Annotated in this window: 19 protein-coding genes; 9 read left to right on the top strand and 10 right to left on the bottom strand. The window is 39.8% G+C overall.

The genetic code is table 11. From position 1 onward, the window contains the following. Positions 1–224 precede the first annotated feature (224 nt). Both ABJG98_RS11810 and ABJG98_RS11805 read left to right on the top strand, forming a co-directional pair. Entirely contained in the window at positions 225–1,346 is a 1,122-nt protein-coding gene (locus ABJG98_RS11810; RefSeq protein WP_348279725.1) for a HAMP domain-containing sensor histidine kinase, read from the top strand. A 36-nt stretch (positions 1,347–1,382) separates the two neighbouring features. Further along, positions 1,383–1,664 (top strand): DUF427 domain-containing protein, encoded by a 282-nt coding sequence (locus ABJG98_RS11805; protein WP_348279724.1) that lies wholly within the window; start codon positions 1,383–1,385, stop codon positions 1,662–1,664. Between the two features lie 2 nt (positions 1,665–1,666). Here the strand turns inward: ABJG98_RS11805 and ABJG98_RS11800 are convergent, their stop codons facing one another. Together ABJG98_RS11800 and ABJG98_RS11795 are read right to left on the bottom strand one after the other, a co-directional pair. Then, positions 1,667–2,866 (bottom strand): carboxypeptidase-like regulatory domain-containing protein, encoded by a 1,200-nt coding sequence (locus ABJG98_RS11800; protein ID WP_348279723.1) that lies wholly within the window; start codon positions 2,864–2,866, stop codon positions 1,667–1,669. Positions 2,867–2,897: 31 nt separating this feature from the next. Then, positions 2,898–4,073 (bottom strand): DUF4105 domain-containing protein, encoded by a 1,176-nt coding sequence (locus ABJG98_RS11795; RefSeq protein WP_348279722.1) that lies wholly within the window; start codon positions 4,071–4,073, stop codon positions 2,898–2,900. Between the two features lie 25 nt (positions 4,074–4,098). On the opposite strand from ABJG98_RS11795, the gene ABJG98_RS11790 reads away from it, so the two are divergent. Both ABJG98_RS11790 and ABJG98_RS11785 read left to right on the top strand, forming a co-directional pair. Next, the gene (locus tag ABJG98_RS11790) at positions 4,099–5,121 is read left to right on the top strand and encodes an SPASM domain-containing protein (protein ID WP_348280094.1); all 1,023 of its coding nucleotides are present in this window, start codon (positions 4,099–4,101) and stop codon (positions 5,119–5,121) included. A gap of 33 nt (positions 5,122–5,154) precedes the next feature. Continuing rightward, positions 5,155–7,128, top strand: coding sequence for a dehydrogenase E1 component subunit alpha/beta (locus ABJG98_RS11785; protein WP_348279721.1), 1,974 nt, complete (start codon positions 5,155–5,157; stop codon positions 7,126–7,128). Here the strand turns inward: ABJG98_RS11785 and ABJG98_RS11780 are convergent. The 3 genes from ABJG98_RS11780 to ABJG98_RS11770 all read right to left on the bottom strand — a co-directional run bounded on the left by ABJG98_RS11780 (position 7,125) and on the right by ABJG98_RS11770 (position 12,788). Further along, entirely contained in the window at positions 7,125–10,919 is a 3,795-nt protein-coding gene (locus ABJG98_RS11780) for a T9SS type A sorting domain-containing protein (RefSeq protein ID WP_348279720.1), read from the bottom strand. The genes ABJG98_RS11785 and ABJG98_RS11780 overlap by 4 nt on opposite strands. 14 nt (positions 10,920–10,933) lie before the next feature. Further along, positions 10,934–12,028 carry a hypothetical protein gene (locus ABJG98_RS11775; RefSeq protein WP_348279719.1) on the bottom strand — a complete coding sequence of 365 codons (1,095 nt, stop codon included), beginning with the start codon at positions 12,026–12,028 and terminating at the stop codon, positions 10,934–10,936. Positions 12,029–12,173: 145 nt separating this feature from the next. Then, a complete protein-coding gene (locus ABJG98_RS11770; RefSeq protein WP_348279718.1) occupies positions 12,174–12,788 on the bottom strand; it encodes a porin family protein in 615 nt (204 codons plus the stop codon). 42 nt (positions 12,789–12,830) lie between these two features. Here ABJG98_RS11770 and ABJG98_RS11765 point away from each other — a divergent pair, with 42 nt between their 5' ends. Continuing rightward, positions 12,831–13,811 (top strand): gliding motility lipoprotein GldB, encoded by a 981-nt coding sequence (locus ABJG98_RS11765; RefSeq protein WP_348279717.1) that lies wholly within the window; start codon positions 12,831–12,833, stop codon positions 13,809–13,811. Here ABJG98_RS11765 and ABJG98_RS11760 read toward each other — a convergent pair. Both ABJG98_RS11760 and ABJG98_RS11755 read right to left on the bottom strand, forming a co-directional pair. Next, positions 13,800–15,002 (bottom strand): glycosyltransferase family 4 protein, encoded by a 1,203-nt coding sequence (locus ABJG98_RS11760; RefSeq protein ID WP_348279716.1) that lies wholly within the window; start codon positions 15,000–15,002, stop codon positions 13,800–13,802. The genes ABJG98_RS11765 and ABJG98_RS11760 overlap by 12 nt on opposite strands. Positions 15,003–15,136: 134 nt before the next feature. After that, the gene (locus ABJG98_RS11755) at positions 15,137–15,301 is read right to left on the bottom strand and encodes a Lacal_2735 family protein (protein WP_348279715.1); all 165 of its coding nucleotides are present in this window, start codon (positions 15,299–15,301) and stop codon (positions 15,137–15,139) included. A 215-nt stretch (positions 15,302–15,516) separates the two neighbouring features. On the opposite strand from ABJG98_RS11755, the gene ABJG98_RS11750 reads away from it, so the two are divergent. Next, positions 15,517–16,620, top strand: a complete 1,104-nt coding sequence (locus ABJG98_RS11750) for an acyltransferase family protein (protein WP_348279714.1) — start codon at positions 15,517–15,519, stop codon at positions 16,618–16,620. A 17-nt stretch (positions 16,621–16,637) separates the two neighbouring features. On the opposite strand, the gene ABJG98_RS11745 is transcribed toward ABJG98_RS11750, so the two are convergent. Beyond that, positions 16,638–17,072 (bottom strand): hypothetical protein, encoded by a 435-nt coding sequence (locus ABJG98_RS11745; protein WP_348279713.1) that lies wholly within the window; start codon positions 17,070–17,072, stop codon positions 16,638–16,640. Between the two features lie 229 nt (positions 17,073–17,301). Here ABJG98_RS11745 and ABJG98_RS11740 point away from each other — a divergent pair, with 229 nt between their 5' ends. After that, positions 17,302–17,862 carry an N-acetyltransferase family protein gene (locus ABJG98_RS11740; RefSeq protein ID WP_348279712.1) on the top strand — a complete coding sequence of 187 codons (561 nt, stop codon included), beginning with the start codon at positions 17,302–17,304 and terminating at the stop codon, positions 17,860–17,862. A gap of 2 nt (positions 17,863–17,864) precedes the next feature. On the opposite strand, the gene ABJG98_RS11735 is transcribed toward ABJG98_RS11740, so the two are convergent. Both ABJG98_RS11735 and ABJG98_RS11730 read right to left on the bottom strand, forming a co-directional pair. Further along, positions 17,865–20,459, bottom strand: a complete 2,595-nt coding sequence (locus ABJG98_RS11735; protein WP_348279711.1) for an ABC transporter permease — start codon at positions 20,457–20,459, stop codon at positions 17,865–17,867. 8 nt (positions 20,460–20,467) lie between these two features. Continuing rightward, positions 20,468–20,815, bottom strand: a complete 348-nt coding sequence (locus ABJG98_RS11730) for a helix-turn-helix transcriptional regulator (RefSeq protein ID WP_348279710.1) — start codon at positions 20,813–20,815, stop codon at positions 20,468–20,470. A gap of 142 nt (positions 20,816–20,957) precedes the next feature. Here ABJG98_RS11730 and ABJG98_RS11725 point away from each other — a divergent pair, with 142 nt between their 5' ends. Together ABJG98_RS11725 and ABJG98_RS11720 are read left to right on the top strand one after the other, a co-directional pair. Beyond that, positions 20,958–21,296 (top strand): PadR family transcriptional regulator, encoded by a 339-nt coding sequence (locus ABJG98_RS11725; RefSeq protein WP_348279709.1) that lies wholly within the window; start codon positions 20,958–20,960, stop codon positions 21,294–21,296. Then, complete coding sequence (locus tag ABJG98_RS11720) at positions 21,296–23,908, top strand: FtsX-like permease family protein (RefSeq protein ID WP_348279708.1); 2,613 nt, start codon at positions 21,296–21,298, stop codon at positions 23,906–23,908. The genes ABJG98_RS11725 and ABJG98_RS11720 overlap by 1 nt, the downstream gene beginning before the upstream one ends. Position 23,909 lies beyond the last annotated feature (1 nt).

Here is a 23,909-nt window from a genome sequence, read left to right as displayed (position 1 = left end):
ATGTTATCCAAGCTCTTTTAGCTCTGGTAATTATGTTGATTTTGCGAAAGTTTTACAAACAGTATCAGAACAACTTTTTTAAATTTTGGTCTTTAAGCTGGCTCGCTCTTTTTATTACAATGCTTGCATCTTCTACTGCTTTGACCAATGCTTTTTACCTTCCATTAGAACATCCTTTCAGACTATTTATCTCATTTTTAAGCGTGTATTCGAGTTTTCTCCAGATGGCTTGGCTGTATGCTGGCACACGAGAAATAAGTCGTACAAGCAAGGTTAGTCAGAATTACATGCGGATATACATGTTAGCCTCTATCCCTGTGTGTGCGGTTTTAGTGATGATATATTATCAAGATCCAAGTGCGGGAGATCTTCGCATTTTTTATCGCATAGGAATTAAATCGCTTTTAGCAGGAGGAATATTTATAGCCTGCGCACTCATGCTTTTGAAAATTAGCAAAGCCGGAATCGGCATCCGATTTATCATATTCTCATTTATCGCTTATGGCCTTCTTCAATTAAACTATTTTATTGTCACATTATGTGAAATCAATGGCATTAACTATGGAGCAAAATTGCCTTTTTTTATGGGGGCTTTTGACCTATTCCTTCAATCTTTGATGGGGCTTGGAATGATCATTAGTGTGCTAGAAATTGAACAACTCAGTCTCAAAAAAGCAAACACTGAATTGGATACATTCCTCTATCGCTCCTCACATGACCTGCGATCACCACTTACAACGATTTCAGGAATTGTTGAGGCCATCCGACATGCAGATGACGAAAAAAAAGTAGCTGAATTTTTAAGCGCCATTGAAGAAAGAGTACAACAAGCGGACAATGTAATACGTGACATAATCACATTAAGAAAGGCTCAAAAAGCGGATTTGATAATTACCAAAATTGATTTAGTAGAAGAGATTTATAAAGAGTATAACTTTTTGCTTGATCCAAATGATGTACAACCAAAACTGGCAATTGATTCTGAATTGGTAACCATTCATACCGATAGCGCCCGCCTACATACAGTGCTCACTAATATTATCGGAAATGCCATCAAATACCACAATCGGGATCATAATACTGAAATCAACATAAAAATTCAGACCACTGAAAAAGGAGTAGAGTTAAAGATCTCTGATAATGGCGCTGGAATAGATGAAAAGCATCTCCCAAAAATTTTCGACATGTTTTATCGCGCAACTAAAACCTCTACTGGAACTGGTTTAGGACTATATCTTGTCAAAGACGCCCTTGACCATATGGGAGGATCCATTGAAGTTTTTTCACAAAAAGGTAAAGGCACGACATTCTATATCTATTTACCTGACCTCATACAAAACCAATAGGTTGTTTTTTACCTTAGTATCACTTAAAGAACAATTATGAAAGCAATTTGGAATGGCGAAGTTATCGCCGAAAGTGACGATACAGTTGTGGTGGAAGGCAATCACTACTTTCCTCCATCATCGATCAAGAAAGAATTCTTCAAAGAGACAAACACGCACACTGTATGCCCATGGAAAGGCACTGCCAGTTATTACTCCATAGAAGTAAATGGTGAAGAAAATAAAGATGCGGCCTGGTACTACCCTGAAACAAGTGAGCTAGCCAAAAATATCAAAGGATATGTGGCATTTTGGAATGGCGTAAACGTGGCAAACTAAGCCTAATCGGTTTTAGGAATATATTCCAGGGGCAACATTTCTGCAATTTTTGAAGACCACCCCATGTAGCCTTCAAAGAACACTTTTTCTACATCGTAGTATCCATTCTCATAGATTCTAAGGAAATCTGTGAAATAAACGATTGAGGTCTGTTTGTTGTCTGACCCTCCTCCTCGCCTATACCTAGAATAGCCGGGCTCTTCAGGTTCCTTTGTATAAATAATTTTTAGGTAACCTTCATAAGTCATGGACTCACCCTTAATCAAACCATTGTCCTCTAATACTTTTCCAAGACTATCTACAACAGTAGGCAGCCTTCTCATACTCATCCAGTATCTGAGGCTGTCAGAATCAGAAGAGCCGCTTATGATAACTTGTGTGGATTTATTGGCGCTTACATCATAGGCTGATATTTTTTCTTTAATAAGGCTTTCTGGTGGCCTTTTTCTGTTGGGTACTCTGTATAGCTCCTGTACTATGAATCCTTCTTCCACAAACGTGTTTTCCTTAAAAGATCTAAGAAAGTGACTAAATGAGCCACGATATGATTTGGCTCTGGCCTTTTCCCACCTCAGCATCTGACCTTTCCTTTTGGGCATCATCTCCATAAATCTTGGCACTCCAAAAGAATAGAAGCGCCTACTTCTATATTCCATTCTGAATTCTTGCATCACATAACCCAGTCGGTAGCCCAAAGCATAATTCTCTATCAAAATCTCTTTTCTGGCATGTGCGTACAAACCATTTTCTATTTTATCAAAAAAAAGGAAAATATCTCTTGGGTTTCCGATCTCAACTTTAGCTGCATTTTGAGTCTCTCCCAAAAACAACTGCCTAAATACAGGATAATTATTTTTCCATCCCGCTGTATCGGCATTCACTTGAATGTCCTTAAGCTCAATCACCTCAGGGTTCAGTACTATTTGAAAAAAGGGGAGCTCATCCGTACTGAGAATTTGCCTTGAATACTCATGGTACCCTATATAGGAAACAATCAATTCATATTTTCCTTCAGCTGCTATTGTAAATGAAAAATTACCCTCCAAATCGGTAGTAGTTCCAATCAACGTGCCCGAGAAAAATACATTGGCAAAGGGAATGGGTTCTTTAGTATCTCTATCCGACACATTCCCCCTAATTATTTGAGCCTGTAAATACTGGCCGCTGAAAATCAGAAAAAAAATAAGATAGGATACTCGCATGATCACTCCTAACGTATAACTATAATAATAGTTATACGGCCTTTTTCCTTAGGTCGTAGCTGATAAAAAAGCTCCTCAGCACCATGGTTAAAACCAAGGGAACAAGTGATTGATGAATCGGCTGAGGTAAAATAGCCCAAATCAAAAGCACGCCACAATACCAATACGCTGTTGCTTTGAAATAGACACTGAAGAATTTTCTGAAACGCTCTTTGGTGGTAAAGAAAACTAGCGGAAAGTGAAATGGGATGGCCCAAAGGATATTCAAATTTCGTTGCGATAGGTGCTCTGTTCCAAACCATAAGAAAACAACCCACCATCCCGCAAAGCCAACAATAGAAAATAAAAGTGTATCTATCCACTTAGTACGTTTTCCATACTTCATATTACGGTGAGTAATTAAACCCACAATAAAGAAGACCAAAACAAACGTATTGAAAGGGGTGAGAAGACTATTTGTGATGTCTTCTTCCTCAGGCATAAAAGTAGTTTCCGCTCTTTCAACTAAAGGAACCTTCAGACTATCCCGATCTATAGTAGCTCCAGCAAATGCCGCATGAATATAATCTGGTAAAAACATATACTCATATGCAGTAGCTTCCCTATCTATTTGAAGGCCAAGACCCAGATCGATGGCAAAATCCCCCCACGGTTGGTAATCCAGATAATCATCCATTAAGTCGCGAATAGTTTTTCCCTCTTCTTTATAACTAAAATCGAATGCAATTCTGTTTGGAAACAACTGCACTGGTACATCTCTGATTTTTGTTGCGCAATTATCAAAAACATAGTTGTAGAGATACTCTGCATTCTCAGGTTGTACATTGCGTTGAAGGAAATCGAAAAATTGCTGCTTTTCCCCAGCGGTGAGATTCAAATACTGCTCTTTTACGTACCTGTTTTGACTTTTGTAATAGCGAAATACACGATCATATTTCATGACTCCCACTTTATACTTAAGTAAACCCTGAGCAAAATTCAAGAAGAAGTTTTCCTGATCGAAATCGTATAATCCGTAGTTGTAAAACCAATCAACTCCAGTACTCGGATCTACGATTCTGATGCCGCTATGACCAAACGCAGACCATACCTCTCCTTGATAAGGCCCAATGGTAATCACGGCAATTTCTGCGCGATCAGACAGTTCTATTTGTGCATGGGAAAAAGTGGTAACTAAAAATAGAAGGCTAAGGAATACGAATCTCATGATTCAAGTGTTTACTTTGTTTCTAATGTTGATCAATCTTCACGATAGCATCTCGCTCGCTTCAAAACTAACGCCAAAAAGGATATCCAATGCGTGGAAAATCTGGAGAAGCTACCAACGTTCAGTCAATTCGCGAGAATCTGCTATTTCAGGGCTACCAATTAGCATGGCGATAGAACCAACAACTGCCTGCAACCTGAGATGTCCAGAGTGCCCCAGTGGATTACGGTCATTTACCAGACCGACGGGGAAGCTAGACACCGAACTCTTCCATAAAATAATGTCAGATGTGAGCGACCATTTGCTTTATCTCACCTTCTACTTTCAGGGTGAGCCTTACCTCAATCCACAATTTCTGGATATGGTGAAGATTGCTTCAAATCATAAAGTCTATACCACCACTTCTACTAATGCACATTTCTTAGATGATATCAACGCTCAGAAAACTGTGGAATCCGGATTGGATCGGCTTATTATCTCTATTGATGGCGCCTCACAAGAAACGTACGAATCATACCGAAAGGAAGGTGATTTGACCAAAGTCCTTGAAGGAACCAAAAATATTTTGAAATGGCGCAAAGCCCTGAAATCAAAAAGTCCAAAAATAGTGTGGCAGTTTTTGGTAGTAAAACCGAATGAGCACGAGATTCCAAAAATTAAGCGATTAGCTAAAGAATACGGAGTTGATAAAGTAGCATTTAAGACCGCACAGATTTACGACTACAAAAACGGAAGCGATCTCATCCCAACTATTGATAAGTATTCCAGATACAAATTAACCGAAGGCGGTACCTACAGTATTAAAAACAAGCTTGAAAACAAGTGCTGGAAGATGTGGCAATCGTGCGTCATAACGTGGGACGGACAAGTAATCCCGTGTTGTTTTGATAAAGATGCCACTCACAGTATGGGCAATGTTGCTACAAAAAGTTTCGAGAAAATATGGCATTCTAAGCCTTACCAAAATTTCAGAAAATCGTTACTCACATCACGTTCTGAAATAGAAATTTGCAAAAACTGCACAGAAGGGCTGACTGTTTGGGCTTGATGCACTTATTTCGCACTTCATATCACGCGACTTATGAAATTTGACCGAAAAGATAGGACCAACGAAGAGCTTCTAGCCATCCACGAAGCTTTGGTTACACCCCGACTTATTGAAGAAAAGATGCTCATTCTGCTTCGTCAGGGTAAGATCAGTAAATGGTTTTCTGGTATCGGACAAGAAGCAATTTCAGTAGGAGCAGCCTTAGCACTCGAAAAGGAAGAGTACATCCTTCCAATGCATAGAAACTTAGGTGTATTTACAACGCGAGGCATTCCATTCCAGAGATTATTCTCTCAATTTCAAGGAAAGCTAAGTGGTTTCACAAAAGGACGAGACAGAAGCTTTCATTTCGGCACTCAGGATTACAACATCGTCGGTATGATATCTCACCTCGGGCCACAGCTGGGAATTGCCGATGGAATTGCCCTTTCCCACCTTCTCAAAAAAGAAGAAAAAGTAAGCCTTGTTTTTTCCGGAGATGGAGGTACGAGCGAAGGGGATTTTCACGAAGCTGTAAATGTGGCATCTGTATGGAAACTCCCTGTTGTCTTCGTAATAGAGAACAATGGATATGGCCTTTCTACGCCAAGCCGCGAACAATTTAATTTTGATTCTTTTGTGGTGAAAGGCCCTGCCTATGGAATGGAAGCTTACAGTGTTGAAGGAAATTCAATCCTAGAAGTGTTGAATGAGTTAGAGCCTCTGATTGAGGACATCCGTAAAAACCCGCGACCAATTATTTTCGAGGCGAAAACGTTCCGAATGAGAGGTCATGAAGAAGCTTCCGGTACTAAGTACGTCCCTAAAGAACTCATGGAAAAATGGGCGAAAAAGGATCCGGTAAAGGCATTCGAAAGCTATCTTATTAAAGAAAAGGTATGCAGCAATAATGAAATTGCTGAAATCCGTAAGTCGATTCAAAAAGAAATAGCCGATGCAGTAAAAGAAGCCTTCGCAGAAGAAACAATTACAGCAGATACCAATGCAGAACTTGCAGATGTTTACTTCCCATACGAACAGAAAGTAATAGCACCGAAAGGAAAAGAATCAGAAAAACGATTGGTAGACGCCATCTCAGATGGATTGAGACAATCTCTTGAAAAGCATGATGAGCTGGTGGTTATGGGGCAAGACATTGCTGACTATGGAGGCGTTTTCAAAATCACTGAAGGCTTCATGGAACGGTTTGGTAAAGACCGAATCCGTAATACTCCACTGTGCGAAGCTGCCATTGTAGGTACAGGACTTGGTTTAAGTATCGCAGGGATGAAGGCCGTAGTAGAGATGCAATTCGCAGATTTCGTTACAGAAGGATTCAATCAAATCGTGAACAACCTGGCCAAAATTCACTACCGATGGGGACAAAAAGCAGACGTGGTGGTAAGGATGCCTACTGGCGCAGGTGTAGGTGCTGGGCCGTTCCATTCACAATCCACTGAAGCATGGTTCTTCCATACACCTGGATTGAAGATCGTATATCCTTCCAATCCACATGATGCGAAAGGCTTACTTGCTGCAGCCATTGAAGATCCTAATCCTTATCTATATTTTGAGCATAAAGCGCTTTACCGATCACTGAGTGGAAATGTGCCAAATGAATATTATACTACTGAAGTAGGTAAAGCCGTCATTAATCGTTCTGGATCAGACATGACTATCATTACCTATGGAATGGGTGTTCATTGGGCAAATCAAGTTGCAGATGAAATGGATGCCTCAATTGAGATCATTGATTTGAGAACCTTGCTCCCATGGGACAAAGAAACAGTCAGATCGGCCGCTGAAAAGACTGGACGTGTAGTTGTTTTACATGAAGATTGTATGACGGGAGGTATTGGTGGCGAAATAGCTGCTTGGATTTCGGAACATTGTTTTGAAAGTCTAGATGCACCAGTCATGCGCGAAGCAAGCCTGGATACCCCTGTTCCATTTACTACAGATTTGGAGCGAAATTTCCTTGCCAATTCAAGATTGAAAGATACCGTTCAAAAAATGCTAGACTACTAGTCATTTACTACAATTCGGTAAGAGACAACAGTTCCATCGCGATCATTGGAATCATAGATATGAAGAAGATAAATTCCTTCTGAGAATTCAGAGATATCTATTTCATGATATCCGTCAAACCCATTTTGTAAATCGAAAGATGATAAAATGTTTCCTGTAATATCCACGAGTTGTCCCTTGACGTTTTCAGCTTTCAAATGACGGTATCTTACTTTTACTATATCACTTGCCGGATTCGGATACACATGTAAATCTTTGAAATAGCTAAATATCAGTCCTAGCACACGCTGAATATTGATTTCAATCCCATCTTCTGTTGCAAATGCTTCAAGTTTGAAATCGGTATCGCTTACACCAGCTTCGCCCACTTCAAACTCAACAACAGCCGATTCATCTAGGGGAATTCCGGGATACTCAACAAAGAAACGATATATTCCTTGTGGTAAGAATCCAAACTGGAATTCACCATTTTCATCGGTCTCTCCATAGGCAATTAGTTCAAAATCATCGTCTTGACCAGTTCTTCCACCTGATCTCTTTCGTCTAAGTCCACATCTCCTTTTTGAAGCTCGTCTTCTGGCATCTACTCTACTGCCTTCACCCGGAAAGTCCTCCTCAATTAGAACATCGAGTGTGCCATCCCCCGTGAGTGGCCCAGGTACCTCTGTCAGTCTCACCTGAACATTTGCTGCCTCTCTAAAGAAGACCGTATCCGCTCGTATCCATTCAAAGTCATCTCCAAAATAGGTTGGAATATAGCTTGCTTGATCTGATGGATTAATGCCACATAGATAATTGCCTAATACAACATTTGGGAAAATAAAGGTGCTGCTCACATCATCAGCGCGCTCAAGTGTATCATAGCCTTGCTGCCTTCTGATTGCTTCGAGCAAATAGCCAGAAATGGAGGTGGTCACTGGATCATCATTTGCGTCAGTTATTAGCATTGAGAGATCGGCTACCGCCAAAACCTCCTGAGATTCAACTGCGAGGGTCAAATCTGGAAGTAATGAATTAGTAACTGAACCGGTAAAAACTCCCATATTGTCAAAGTCAATTTGAACAATTTCAAGTGTCGCACCTGAAATATTGAAGTCTCCACTTTGACTTAAAGAGCTTCCATTTCTGGAAAAACTGTAAGTATTGGCAGTCCCTCCAGTAGCGATAGAAAGAATTGGACTTGATAAATGGGGTCTCTCTATGGTATCTCCAGCATTGTATTCGACAAAGAAGATTGGAGCTTGATTATCATATGAAAGTGTAGCAATCCCAAGGAGAGGTTCTAGGTCATCAAACTCCAATGAGTTACTCGATACATCTAATATGGAAATTATAGTCGCTCCAAAATCCATGAGTCCATCAATTTGATTGTTGCTCAGATTCATCGTATTGAGCACACTTAGTCCTCCAACAGCACCCCCTGTAAAGGGATTTGGCATTGCGCCCTGTGCTCCCCTTCCACTGAAATCTACTTGAGACACTCGAATCTTCGCGCCATTCAAGGTGATGCCATCCCAATCTCTGAGCCGGTCTGTTTCCCAGTTCACAGCCGGGCTCCAATTGGAACCATCTAAAGCATTAAATATTTGAACCAATGCGGTTGAATCCGTGAGGGTAACAGCATCAATAGTGGTTTTCAGCGATATCGTGTTTGAATTGGTTGATAGTTGATTGGAATTATCCCTTACTCTCACTCGATAGAAATATTCCGTTGAGAAATCCAAACCATTGACCGCAACAGTGTTTCCGGTTAATACCAATGGATCATAACCAGTAAGCAATGTTGAAAAATCATTCATTTCAGATACTTCCAATTCATAGTTTTGTACATCCACGCCAACACTCCAATTTGCATCAAATGATGTTGAGGTAATGGCAGTTGCTGGTAAAGCCTGAAATGCACTCCCGCTGATTTGTAATTCATCTACAGAAGCATCTACACCAACATTACCAGCTGAATCAGTTGCAGATACCATCACATCATAAATACCATCTGCCAATGGATCAATAATGCCGGCATTGAGTGTCCAGATGCCTCCAGTAATTGTTGAGGCATTATACATGGTTCCATCTACGGTAATAGAAACTGATGTTGTGTCGTCATCTACTGTTCCTGTTAATGCCGGACTATTATCTGACGTTGTTAATGCATCAACTGTAACAACTGGCGCCGTTAAATCATATTTTATGACAAACGTGTTAGCTTCCGGTGTTGCGCTATTATCATCCTGAGTAAATGCTGCACTATCAGCTATATCAATGGCAATTTGGCCTTCGGCGAGTAAATCTAAAATCAAAGTATAGGTGGAATCATTGACCGTAGTAAATGAACTCGCTTGAATTGATCCGCCAGCCGACACTTGTATGTCTGACTCATCAAAAGAATTTACTGCCTCTTCAAAGCTGATTGTAATATCTAGTGGACTGCTGTTTGTTGGAAGTGCTTGTAGACTTGAGATTAATGGAGGCCCAATATCTACAACATCAAGTGGCCGCGATTCAATTAAGCCCCAGGTGCCATTCTGATTTCGAGCTCTGACGTTTACTGTGTGACTCCCAAGTGCTAATGAATTAGTGATTAAAGTTTCGTCTTGTACAATACTTGGGGCAGGGGTAGTAATGGTAATAAGTGTGGCACTACCTATACCGGGATCTGTATCTATAAAATATTCAAGTTCTGTCACGTCTTGAATAATTCCAGACTGATCTACATACAACATACGAATTTCTGTCATTCCCCAGCTCCCACCTTCAGCACGTCCCCTCATTCCTAATGAGTGAAAACCCTCTGCAAGACCACTTGCATTTAAAGAATTAACGATAGAAATCTGATTTGACGCAGTGAACGGTGCAGTTAATGTAGCGTTTCCAACGCCTGGATCCGTATCAAAGAAGTATTCTATTTGATCAATATTGACCAACCCGCCTGAAGCGGATGGATCCACAAACATGACTCTAGTCTCTGTCAACCCCCATGCACCACCTTCGGCCTTACCCCTGAATCCCAAGAGATGAAACCCTAAGCTAAGACCAGAGGCATTTAGTGTTTCTACCAAAGAAACAGAGCTACTGGCTGCGAATCCATCAATGACTGTGGCATTTCCAACGCCCGGATCTATATCGAAGAAGTATTCCAATGAATCCACATTTACAATTGCTCCTCCGTCAGATTGGTCTACAAAGACTAAGCGGGTTTCCGTAATCCCCCAGCTTCCACCCTCTGCACGTGCACGCATACCTAATAAGTGAAATCCGGTAGGCAGTCCGTTCGCGGTGAGTGTCTCTACGATAGAAACTGATGAGCTAGCTGCAAATGAGTTTATAAGTGTTGCCGATCCTATGCCGGGATCTGTATCAAAGAAGTATTCTATTTGATCCACATTCACAACAGCTGCTCCATCCGAAACATCTACAAAGACCAATCGAGTCTCGGTGATTCCCCATTGTCCTGTGGATCTTAAGGACGGGTCGATAAAATCGTAGGGAGCAATTTGTAATACACCAGTATCCAGCACATTATACTTGGGGTTTGCTGCAACATTTCGTGCCCTCATACCAAGTGTGTGAAAGCCAGTAGCTAATCCAGAAGCTGTAAGTGTTTCGACAAGACTTACTGTCGTATCTGGTACTCCAATAGTTATAGTTGTTCCGTTACCGAATCCTGGGTCAACATCAAAAAAATATTCAAGTTCGAAAATCTCAAGTGTATCCGGTTGGGCAACCGAGGTGTAGCAACCAAGGATGGCAATAAAGTATATTATAGCTTTCGCAAGTTTCCTAAGCAGACTCATTCGAGTATTTAATTTTAGTTTCCGTCTGCTTCTATCGTCGCGTCTACATTATCACCCTGTTTTATAATTTCCGGTAATCTTAAAACTCTAATCGTAGGTAGTGGTGTGCCTGTAATACTGAAGGGTATCGTGCCGCCAGTTAGCCCAATGTCCGTTCCATCATTCCCTCCATTAATTGCCGATCCCCCGCTTAAGCTTGGGTCATTGGCAAAGTCCCAATCATCCACTACAGAAACGCCAACAAATTGTGGGTCAGTAGCTTCAAAGTTTCCTGAACCTGTATTTCCATTAGACCCAATAGGGAAGGTATCATTGCCGGTACTAAAGGACATGTTGTTGGTGAATGTTGAATTATTTAATGTGCCGGTCACTGCATCCGAAATTGGAGCCCTTCCATAAAAGATGTTATTGGTGATGGTAGTTGTGGTTACACTGTTAAAAGCAAAATCACTACTTCCATCACCCAAGAATAGGTTGTTTTTAATGATGGCATCTGCCACATTTATTGAACCGTATCCTCCAGAACTTGTGGTTGACGATCCCATTATAACGTTATTAGTAATAACGATTGAGGTAGGATTAGTTTCTTGAGTAAGGTTTATCACTTGTGATAATGAAGTTTCTCTAAATCCTATCACACAATTGCGAATAACTACATTACTTAGAGACTTGCCGGGGCTACCTGCCGTTGTGGTCGTGATTCGATCTATATCACCATTTTCAATAAAGATATTACCTGTGGAGCCATCACCATTCCCAATGGTCAAGTCATCGTTTACATTCAAACCAGAAATTCGTGTTCCAAAAACTCCGGTTGCAATGATTACATTAGCTACCCACGTTTTGTTGGGTTGATCCTTATCGGGGTTGAATCCAATGCCAAAGAAGGTTAAGCTATCCTTTGTAATTGTGAAGTCCGGATAGAAGGTTTGACTGGGTATGATGTGGATGATATCTCCTGGACTTGCTGCAGTAATTGCACTTGCAACATCTGCAAAAATATGAGAGCCTGAAGGTGCAGTAGGACGGTTATCTGCAATCCAAATATTTTGTGCGTTTACTTCAAAGATTAACAGTATTGCACAGCATAGAGTCAGTAGCGATTTCATAAGCGTGGTGGGTTTTATACTACTATAAGGTAGAAATAAAGTCACACTAACCCGACGAAATCAAGAATTTTTTGATTTTTTCAGAAGTAAATTTTAAGATATCCGTGGTTGAAGGAAGCTTATTTTGTTCCGAATACTGGACTCTCTAAAACTTAACCCCAAAATCGATGGAGAAAATAGTATTTCGAAGTTGCAAATCTTCAAATGCTGCTGATGCCTCATTCACCGTATTAATTAAGCCACGTTGGTAGGAGAAACCACCAAAAATGGTTGTGTTGATACCCGCTCGGTATTCGATTCCTGCACCTAAAATTACAGGAACATCGATCGGTGTGAATTTTTCAACATTAACAAAAGTTGGATCTTCAGCCTCATCAAAAACTTTAATCTCCAGTGCTGTGCCTATTTGAAGATACGCTTTCATATCAGGTGCTAGCTCATTGGTAAATAGCTTGAGAGTTGCGGGGATTTGAAGGTACTGAAGTTTATATTCCTCTTCAACAGTTCCGTCTGCGTTTCTGAAAGAAGCACGTTTAGGGAGATAAATTAGCCCTGTACTCAGATAATAGGTATCTGAAAGTGTTTTATCAGCAACTAAGCCGATAGAGAATTTCATCTTCGACCCATCATTCTCGACTGTTTGAGCATCATTTTTTGCTCTATTGGATGTAATGACCGGTGCTAGCTTCAATCCCAACTTTACTTGTGCCATCGAACCTACTGATAAAAAGATGAGGAGTACGAAAAGAAACTTCTTCATAAGTCGTTGTTACTTCTAAATTTGCCCTCAAAAATAGATAGTATGCGAGTAGTCCACCTAATGATTTGTGTTGTTTTCTTAGCGGCCTGTACCAATGAGCCTTGTCGTGATTCGGTTGCGCCAGAAACAGTGATACTCGAAGTAGATCGATTAGAACAGGAACTCTTCAAATGCAAATCAGCAAAAGAAGTCGAAACTCTTCTTTCAAGCCATGCGGATTTTGCAAAATTCTTTCTCCACTCAGATCAATATCCTGCAGATTCTATTCTTGCAAATCGCATGTTTGGATTGATTCAAAATCCTTCCATTGATACCCTTTACCAAGAATCCATAGATGCTTTTAAAAACTTCGATGAAGTAGTGCGAACGCTGGAAGATGGTTTGGGTAGACTTAAAGTTTTTTATCCACAAACTCCTACACCAAGAATTCAGACTGCTGTGACTGGATTGTATAATGACTTATTCATTTCCAATGAGCACATCATGATAGGCATGGATTTTTTCATTGGGGATGACGCCAGTTATAAACCACAACAGATCCCAAACTATATCCTTGACCGATACACGATAGAACACTTGGCTGCTAGTATTTTACAATTTGTTTCTAGCCAATATATCACTACGGGAAAAGGTGATCAGATGCTAGCAGAGATGATAGACTATGGAAAGTCTTACTATCTTCTTAGCAAAATATTACCCTGCACACCTGAGCGAATACTCATTGGATATTCTGAAAGTGAATGGAGGGATGTTTTTGAAAATGATAAGATTATATGGGCCAACTTTGTACAAAACGAGTGGTTGTATGAAACCAATCATACCATTAAGCAAAAGTTCCTTGGGGAAAGACCGAATGTTTATGAAATAGGCGATAAGTGTCCTGGTAGAATAGGTAGGTGGTTGGGATGGCAGATAGTAAATGCCTATGCTCAAAACACTGGAGCTTCGGTAACCGAAATAATGGCAGAAAGAGACCTTAATAAGGTGTTTAATCAATCAGGTTACAAACCATCAGGCAGTTAGGATATAAACTTCAGAATCGGTGACTTCAAACTTGTATTCGTTGTTCAGGATTTTCAGAAGCTTGGTAATCTGAATGTCCTTGTCGTAATAAAGTTCAGCAAGCTTTCGGCCATTTCGTTGATACTTTGCTAGTAGCTCAGGTGAGTCAAGAAAAACTTTAAGTTTTCGGACAAACTCATTTGATGAATATGGATTATGATAGAATCCACACTTGTTCCTCGTTACGAGGCTTTTGATCCATCCGTCAAAGTTTATGATTGTTAGTTTTCCTGCAGCTAATGAGTCAAATAGTTTGTTGGGGCTTCCAGTGCCTAGCACCTTTACATCTTTAAAGGAAACATAAACTGCGTCACTTTTATTGAGCAGATTCTTTACACATTGCTTACTCGAATGCGGATAGAATGAGACATTTTTTACCCGCTTAAAAGAAGATCGCAAGCGCTTTAATTCTGACCCATATCCAATAATGTTAAACTGGACTGGTAGACTTGCATTTTTTGACTGCCTGGCTGCCTCCAGGAAATACTCCAAGTGATTGGCTTTGCCAATAGCACCACAATAAGTTATTTGAAATTGATTGGTTTCACTAAAATCACCAACTGAATGATTCGCTTCAAAAAAACTACAATCGGCCATGTTAGGAATCACATAGACACGTGTATTTGGGCTTACCTTTTCTATATAATTGCGAATGGCTGGTGACAGAGCAATGACTTTTTCTGCTTCGAAATAAAACCTCTTCTCCAGGGAATATAACCATTTCTTCATCCACCTATTCTTTATGACACCTAATTGTACTGGTGCCTCTGGCCACAGATCTCCTACTTCAAAATAATACGGTAGATCAAGTTCCTTTTTTAGATGGGTGGCAATGAAGCCCGTCGTTAATGGGGTAGTCATTACATAAGCAAGATCATGTTTGGCTAGATTTTTAGCCTCCTTTTTCGCCAATTTTACAAATTTCCAAAAAGCTAATATTCTTTGAATAAACCCAAAGCTATTGTCATAAGAAACGGGTAAATAGTGAACTTCAATGCCCTCTATCTTTTTGATTGCATGCGACGAATTATGCGTAGTGATCATCGTCACTTCATGTCCTGCATCCACCAGTCCTTTCGCCAGATAAAAGGATCTTATGGACCCTCCTTCTTCAGGTGTTTTAAAATGTTGGTGGATATAAAGAATTTTCACGAGCTTAAAGATGTGTTGTAATTCGAAAAAATCAAGAGTCTTTTCGAAGAAAACAACCTCATCGTCGGTAACAAGTATTTAAAATTCTATTTAATCCAAACGAGACATGAAAGCAATGGTAATATTTGCTCTGGTTAATTAGATCTTGTAATGATCTCTCTCTGTATTGCTTGAGCCTCCAGTTGCTTTTGATGACTTAATTCTGGATTTGACCTTGACACATCATAAGCTTCTTTCATTAGTTTATCATACTTTTTCTGAAGGGAACTTACTTTGTTTTGCTTAAAGAGCTTAATCATAATTGTAGCTAGTGAATGGTTTTGAAAAATTGAATTGAGCGAAGATTACTTTAAGTCCAATTCAGTGCAATAGCACATCTTTAAATCAATCATTTCCTTCGATGAAAATCATCAAAAAATGCTCATGTTCACCTTTTGATTACCTAAGAATCTCTAGTGATTGCTAGCACTCGAAACTTTTATATATTCCTGCTGTCATTAAGAAAAATTTAACAATGACTACAGAAAGGATTCATTCACTCGATGCATTGCGAGCCATTATGATGCTTTTAGGAATTGTGCTACATTCTGCAGAGACATACTCTGTTGGTGTTGATCTTCTTTGGCCTAAAGATCCTCATTCAACCAGCTATTTTTTTACCTACCTGACTTCCGTCATTCATATTTTTAGGATGCCAATATTTTTTCTACTAAGTGGATTTTTCGCTGCGATGCTTTATTATGATCGCTCACCAGCCGCTATGATATCCCAACGTTTCAAGCGAATTTTATTACCTTTTATCGTATTTCTATTGATTTTACATCCAATCATTTATCATTCATATGATTTCATGATTAAATCATTCGGGCTCGACAATTTTCCTAATGTATTGTTCCGATGGTTGCCCAATATTACCTATCACCTTTGGTTTCTTTATTATCTGATCATAATCACATCGGTTGCTGTCCTAATTGCCTCATTTCTAAAAAGCACTAAAAAGGTCAAGTCATTTATTCTCAATTCATTCAACAGGCTTTTCCAAAGACAATTAGGATTTATCTTGATCCTGAGCGTGATACTTTTTTTCCTTTTAGTCTGGATGTGGGATTACTGGGCGCCAACTCCATTAGTCTTTGTGCCTGATGTGAAAGTCATGGTTTTCTACTGCGTATTCTACTTCTTTGGATGGGTGCTTTACAAAGCAAAAGACAAGATTAACTTATTCATGAACTACGATTGGGCTTTTGTGATCATTGCTTTCATCACCTACACAATCAAATTTATCTATTCCGACCAGATTGATGATGTGATATATGGAGCATTAAATACAATCATCGGGTGGTTCTTTATTTTTGGTATTATAGGGCTTTTCCTCAGGTATTTCAATGGTCCTTCCAAATTCAGGAGATACTTATCTGATTCATCGTATTGGGTTTATCTCATTCATTTACCCTTTACCCTTATAGTACCAGCTCTAATAGTGAACTGGAGTATTCCCACTGGGTTGAAGTTTATTATTGTAATGACGGGTACGACAGTCATATGCTATGCTACCTATCACTTTTTGGTTCGAGGTACATTCATTAGTAAGTTTCTAAATGGCCGAACTTATAAGTAATAAAAATTATCCGTTTACTACTTAAAAATTCTTTTATAAATGGGTTTTCTGTATAGGAACTGCAACAAAAGCAGCGGATACATAATTAGATCTGTAAGAATAAGGCCTGTACTAAATGTGATGTCATCTCGAATGAGAGATCCGGATTTAACAGATTTTACCTCATGAACATGCCTCCAGGATTTTAGAAAGAAAGGAAGCTTCTTTCCAATATCGATGAAGTACCATTGGATATCTGATGTATAGTCCTCTATAATATCGCTTGCCCAATACTGCTTAAAGAGTATAAAATTCAGTTCTAAAACAACTTTATCTCCTGCCTCACATCCATCGAATTGAACCAGCCTAACAGGTGGAAATGGTGGATTCACTTTAAGAAACAGATCTTTAGTAAATCCGTCCTTTACTTTCTCAATAGATGCATTTACTCTGGTTTTAATTATGATTCTCACTTCTCACTAAACTATTGAGTTTAATTAAAGTTTAGAATTGAAGATGCTTAATGCAAACACAATTAATTATAACTGCTCAGATCTTGTTAGCTGATCGGCCTTTGATAGCAGTACAATCTCCACGATTAGCACAGCAGGTAACAATACCAGGCCGATAAAGGAGAATATTATGCTCCCTGAGCACAAATGGTTAACTATTTGATGTGACGTTAAGGCGTCGTTTCAAGGAATGCTTGCTTTAGATCATGTTGAGGATGTTTTGCAGAAATTCATCATTAACTTGATATCGAAAATTAATCCTATGATCCGCCCAGCTATTCCAGAAGATGCTCAATCGATCATCCACATTTACAATCATTACGTTGCAAATTCGCACGCAACCTTTGAAGTTTCTCCGGTAGCCGTTGATGAAATGGTTGAAAGAATTCACAAAGTGCAGCAGGAATTTAAACTCCCCTGGTTGGTTCTTGAAATTGAAAATAAGATCGTGGGCTATGCTTACGCTACCCAGTGGAAAGCAAGAGTAGCTTACGCTAAAACCACGGAAACCTCCATTTATCTTCAAAAAGATCAAGGTGGAAAGGGCTATGGAATGCTACTATATTCCCAGTTAATGAACCAACTAAGAACACTGGGATATCACGCCATTATTGGTGGCATGTCTTTGCCTAATGAAGCCAGCCGAGTACTTCATGAGAAACTAGGGTTTAAAAAAATCGGAGAATTCAAAGAAGTAGGTCACAAATTTGATCGCTGGATCGATGTGGGATATTGGGAGTTGGTGTTGTAACCTCATTCAGACCTCAATGCCTCTATTGGATTCCCTATTGACGCTCGTATTGAATGATAGCTCACAGTAAGCAATGCGATGAAAAATCCGCTAGCAGCTGCTAATGCATACATCCACCAAGTGATTTCAATACGGTATTCGTAGCTTTCCAACCAGATGTTGAGAAAAAATGAGGCTGCCGGAATAGCTAATGCTGACGAAATAATTACCAGAACGGTAAAATCCTTAGACAGCAACTTCCAAAGCGTAGGAACTGAAGCTCCAAGTACTTTTCTAATGCCTATTTCTTTTGTTCGCTGTTCTACAACAAATGCGGATAAGCCAAACAAGCCTAAACAGCTAATAAGTATCGCCAGAAAACTGAAAAATGTTGCAAGACTTCCAATTTTCTCCTCCGATCTAAACTTTGTTGAGTATTCGTTATCCACAAATTCATAATTGAATGGATGTCCCGGAAGCGTGGCTTCAAAAGTCTCCTGAATTTTTTGTAGTGCTTCCACATATCCCATTTCAGGATTTAACCGAATAAACAAAAAGGACATTGCCCAGGTAGTTGGAAATACCATGAGCGGATAGGGTTCCTCATAAGGTGATCCTTTGATCATGTCTTTAACCACTCCAATTACTGTAAATTCCTTTCTCCCTTTAAACTCCCACTTCGATTGAAGTACACTACCTATTGGATTTGAAAGTCCCATTCTTTTCACTGCTGATTCACTAATAATAACATTAGCGACTTCATCCCTATCGCGAGAAAAATCACGCCCTTCGATCAATTCCCATTGAGTGGTTGCTCCATATTCAGGAGACACGAAAATGGTATTAAATGAAAATGCGATACGCTCCCCTGTCTCTCTTAGTGAGAATCCACCATTATTCCCAAGTGTATTCATCAATGGATAATTGGCAGCAGCCATTTCTTCCACCATTCCTGTTCGCTTTAGTTCTGCTCGCAATACGTCGTATTTTTCATAAAACTCATCAGACCGTCCTCGTACGGTAATTAAATCCTCTTGATTGTAACCAACAGGTCGAGATTTTGCATGCTGAATTTGATTGAAAACTGTTATCGTTCCTATCATCAACAAGATCGATATGGTAAACTGAAAGATTACCAGACCCTGACGAAGGCGAACACTTGCAATTCCTTGCTTTAAGGTGCCACTCAATGCATTTAGTGGCTTAAATGAGGAAAGAAATAATGCTGGATAGCTTCCAGCTAAAATGGCTGAGAGAAGTGTAAATAGAATTCCGGTCAACCAAAAGGTAAAGTTGCTCCAGGGAATACCCAACGTCTTATCGGAGATACCATTAAACCACGGAAGAATCAACCAAACAATTACAATAGAAAGGATAAATGAGGCTAATGCATATAAAGTAGACTCCGCAAGGAACTGTGTAATTAGCTGAGAACGCAACGAACCTACAGTTTTGCGAATGCCCACTTCTTTGCCACGATTCTGAAATCGTGCAGTATTTAAGTTCATAAAATTGATGAATGCGAGAAGCAACACAAATACACCTATAGTCGCATAAAGTCTTACAAACAGCATACGCTTGCTTGTCACCTGAATACCGTCTTCAAACTCCGCATTTAGATGCCAGTCTTTCATTGGTAAAAGGAAGAGTTCCATTGGCCCGTCCTCTGAATCCCGATGGGGTGTCATAATGTTTTTGATCAAATTTGAAGCTTCATTCAAATCAACCCCGTCTTTGAGTGTCGCATATACTCGGATGTTGTAATTATCCCATGCATATGGATTTTGCTCATTGTATATAAGATCCATGGAAGCCATAAATGTGGCATTTGCAAACTCTGAATTATTAGGAATGTCTTTGTAAACGCCAGCAACTTTCAGGTCTGTTTGGAGGTTCAAATTCACCACTTCACCAATCGGATTATTATCTCCAAAGAATGTCTTAGCCAAAGATTGGGATAAAAGAATACTACTGCGATCATCAATACCGTGAATATCCCCTGACATCATTTCGAGTGAAAGCATTTCAGGCCCGTCTGGCTGAAAGAAATAGCCAATCTTATCAAAAGACTGTTTACCTACCGAGAGCAGTTGTGCACGGGATCGGAAAAAGGTCATACCAACTTGATCAAAGACTGCCGGATAGGTTTCCTTCATGAATACACCAACCTGACCTACCAACGAGCTATTCACACTGATGCTACCATCTAGCTCAGTATTTTTTCTTAGAACCTGTACAATTTGATCGTAATTTTTATGGTACGTATTGAATGATAATTCATCATTAATCCAAAGTCCGATGAGAATGGTTACAATCATTCCCATGGCAAGCCCACCAATATTGATGGCTGAAAATAGTTTGTTTTTCAGTAGGATACGATAACTGATTTTGAAATTGTGGCTGATCATAGTCGGAATAATTGAGTTTGACTTAAAAAATTTGAATGCAAATGGGCGGAGGTAATTAAAAACCTGATACCAGTAGTTGAGCTTTGCTCTTCTCTCTGATTTTTTTTCTATAGTCCGATAGAATTTTTCATCAAGATCTCCAAGTACTTCCTCCACCAATTCGCTCTTCAGGAATAGGAGTAAAAATTTCTCTGCTGGTTTCGGTGGCATTGGCACTTTCACCCGATTCCAAAATTGAGTTTACCATCTGCAAAGGCTGGAAACTGGTTCCATAAATTCATTTTCAGCTCACGAGAAATCTCCAGCGCTCGCTGACCTGCTGCAGTGATTGTATAAATTCTTTTTCTTCTTCCGCCTCGCTCTGCAGAGGCAGCTCCCATTGCAGAGGTCAGAAATCCTTTATCCTCGATACGGCTCAGTGTGGAATGTACTGCGCCAATAGAGACTGGACGTTTGGTTTGTGATTCAAACTCTTCCGCTATTTTAAAAGCATAGGCATCTTCACCAAGTATGCCAACTAAAAGCAGAATTGTTTCTTCAAAGTCTCCAAGCTTACTTTCTTTCATATTACTAAATTGTAGAACAAATATACGTAACTAATTATTATTTGTTCTACATTTTAGTATTAAGCCTTGTAATCTGATATTACTGACAATAGTGAAACTTTATCACCTTCACATCAGTATAATACTGACAATAGTGTAAAATATGCGAGATATTAAACTTGGCAACTTCGAAGAATTGGTTCTTTTACTCGTTGGCGTTCTATATGATCAAGCTTACTCGGTAAACATCGTATTGGAATACGAAAAGCAAACCGGCAAAAAGATCAATGTAAGTGCCATTCATACGGTACTTTATCGACTGGAAGAAAAAGGGTTCTTGGAATCCAAATTAAGTGAAGCTACCTCAGAGCGAGGCGGGAAACGAAAAAGGCTATTCTACCTCACTCCTTATGCACAGACTGCTTTGGATGAGTTGTCTTCACTTCGTGAACGATTGCGATATCAGATCCCGGCAAAAGCACTTAACTGGACTAAAGGCTAATGACGAAAAAAGGACAACATCGACCACCAGAATTTGCTTTGAAGTTCTTCCGATGGTATTGTAAATCGGATAAACAAGAAGAACTCGAAGGGGATTTAGAGGAATTCTTTTCCCTCCGAATCCATAACGGTTCCTCACTTTGGAAGGCACGATTATTCTTCTGGTGGAATGTGCTCAGGTGCTATCGCAGCTACGCAAAAAGAAAAACTCAAAAGACTAATACTATGTACCCATTATTTAAATCCTATTTCAAACTCGCCATGCGGCATTCCTGGAAGAATAAATGGTCGGTGATGATCAATGTTGTTGGACTAGGACTCGCTCTCAGCATGTGCATTTTCGTCTATTCCATCTATGCTTACAATTTTGAATTTGATTCTTATTTAGACAATACCGATGATATCTATCGGGCGCATTCCATTACATACGAGAATGGGAGTGAACGCCAAAATGAGATTACCCCGCTTGCCCTAGACGATGTGCTAAGAAATGAAATAAGTCAGGTACAAGGAGTAAGCAGTTTTTTTGATGAATATTATACAGTTAAAAAAGGCGCTGACTATTTCCAACAGGATGTTGGAGTTGTCTCTTCGGACTTCTTCAAGATGTTCGAAATACCACTTTGGTACGGATCCTATGCTGATTTCGGGGATAAGCCACTAGTTTATCTCACGAAACCGACTGCCAAGAAATTCTTTGGTGAGGAGGTTGCTTTAGGCAAAAAACTCACAGTCTATGTTTCCTCAAAAAGAAAAATTGAGGTAACCGTTGGAGGGGTCTTCGAGCGTATCCCGCTTAACACCAGCTTTACTACATCCATGATGATCAGTATGGATGATTTCACCAGAGCATTCGATACCAATAAAAATGATTGGGCTAATCGCTTCTATGTTACTCATTTTGTGAAGGCCACAACCGCATCTATACCGACCATTATTGATAAAACCTCTGCATATCTACCTCAACAAAACGAAGGACATAAGGAGCTTAAAATGAAGGGCTTTAAATTCATTCCGTTTCGTAGCGCTATTCATAATGACGGTGATATGTATCGAACAAATACCAATGCCCGCTTAGAATATACTATTCACATCATTTTCACTTCTCTTGCCGCCATGGTGTTTCTAATCGCATGCTTCAACCTTGCCAACTCTTCCATAGCAATGATAGCCAATCGCCTAAAGGAAATAGGCATTAGAAAAACCTTAGGGTCCGAAAACAGGCAGATCATGGTGCAATTTCTTATGGAGATGGGAATTGTTTGCGCGCTCGCTTTTATCATTGGCTTGTCCATGATCAATTTAACCTCGAGTTCCATCATGGGGCTGTTTGGTGAATCTTTTTTGATCAAAGACATCGACTTGACGGGTGTAATCCTTTTTGTATTCCTGTTTCTCATCTTTACTACCCTTGTTGCCGGAATAATGCCGGCGCTTTATGCGTGGAAATTTCAGCCGGTGGATATTATGCGTAAATCGGCGAAGCTACGAGGAGTTGGTTGGATCAATAAAACCTTAACAATTGCGCAATACAGTTTTTCTATAGCAGTATTGTCTGCAGCCGTTACTTTTTCAAAAAACTCTAAGTTTCTAGATACGCTCGATTTAGGATACGCAAATGAAAGTATATATACGCTCGAGTTTTCTGATCAAGAAAAATACGCTGCTGTTAAACAAAAAGTAGATCAGATTCCGGATGTGAAAACCGTTGGAGCGGTTAGTCATATTCAACGATTCGGTAGTTCGAGCCAAAGAAAGCTTTTACAAATTGATACGGCTTCATATGAATTAATGACTTATACTGTAGGGTCTGGGTACTTAGAACTGATGGAGGTGCCGATAACTCTTGGCAGATCATTCATCACCGGCAGTGAGCTAGATCAGCAAAACGCGATTATTGTCAATCAGGAATTTGTGAAACAATACTTTGAGAATAAGAATCCATTGAATCAGGTTATAAAGATTGGAGACCAACGCAAAACAATTGTAGGTGTCAGTGCCAATCTCATTCAGGATGTCTATCAGAATGCTGAGGACACACCTGCAGCGTATCTGTTTTCGGAGGCTACCGAATATCGCTTCTTAATTGCAAAAGTGGGGAGTGGTGATAAAACTGAAATTGAAAGCAAATTCAAAGCAATTTGGAGCGAGGAGATTGACGGGCCTTTTGGAGGAAGCTGGCAAAAAAATTTGGCCTATGGCTCGGCAGTCAGAGATACCGAAAATCTCCGAGTTATTTTTCTTGCTATGGCTATCCTGGGTGGTTTTCTAAGTGTCGCTGGAATATTCTCATTGTCCAAGCTCAATGTTGCTAAACAAATCAAAGAAATCAGCATTAGAAAGGTGTTGGGTTCTACATTGAAGCAACTCTTGCTGAAGATCAACAAACCGTTTTTCTATATGCTGTCCATTGCCGTGATAGTCGGTGGTGCGCTGGGATACTTAATTTCAGAGATGGTACTTAGCATGGTTTATAAGTACTATGTTGCCATTTCTCCAACTACGAGTCTGCTATCCGGCATGTTCATCACTCTTGTCGCCGTACTAATTATCACGCTTTCTGTAATGACCCCAGCTATGGCAAACCCAGTAGTAGGATTAAGAGATGACTAGG

The organism is Ekhidna sp. (assembly GCF_039960695.1).
Taxonomy (GTDB): domain Bacteria; phylum Bacteroidota; class Bacteroidia; order Cytophagales; family Cyclobacteriaceae; genus Ekhidna.
The sequence above is the reverse complement of the archived record's forward strand: the minus strand, read 5'-3'. Positions and strand labels throughout refer to the sequence as shown.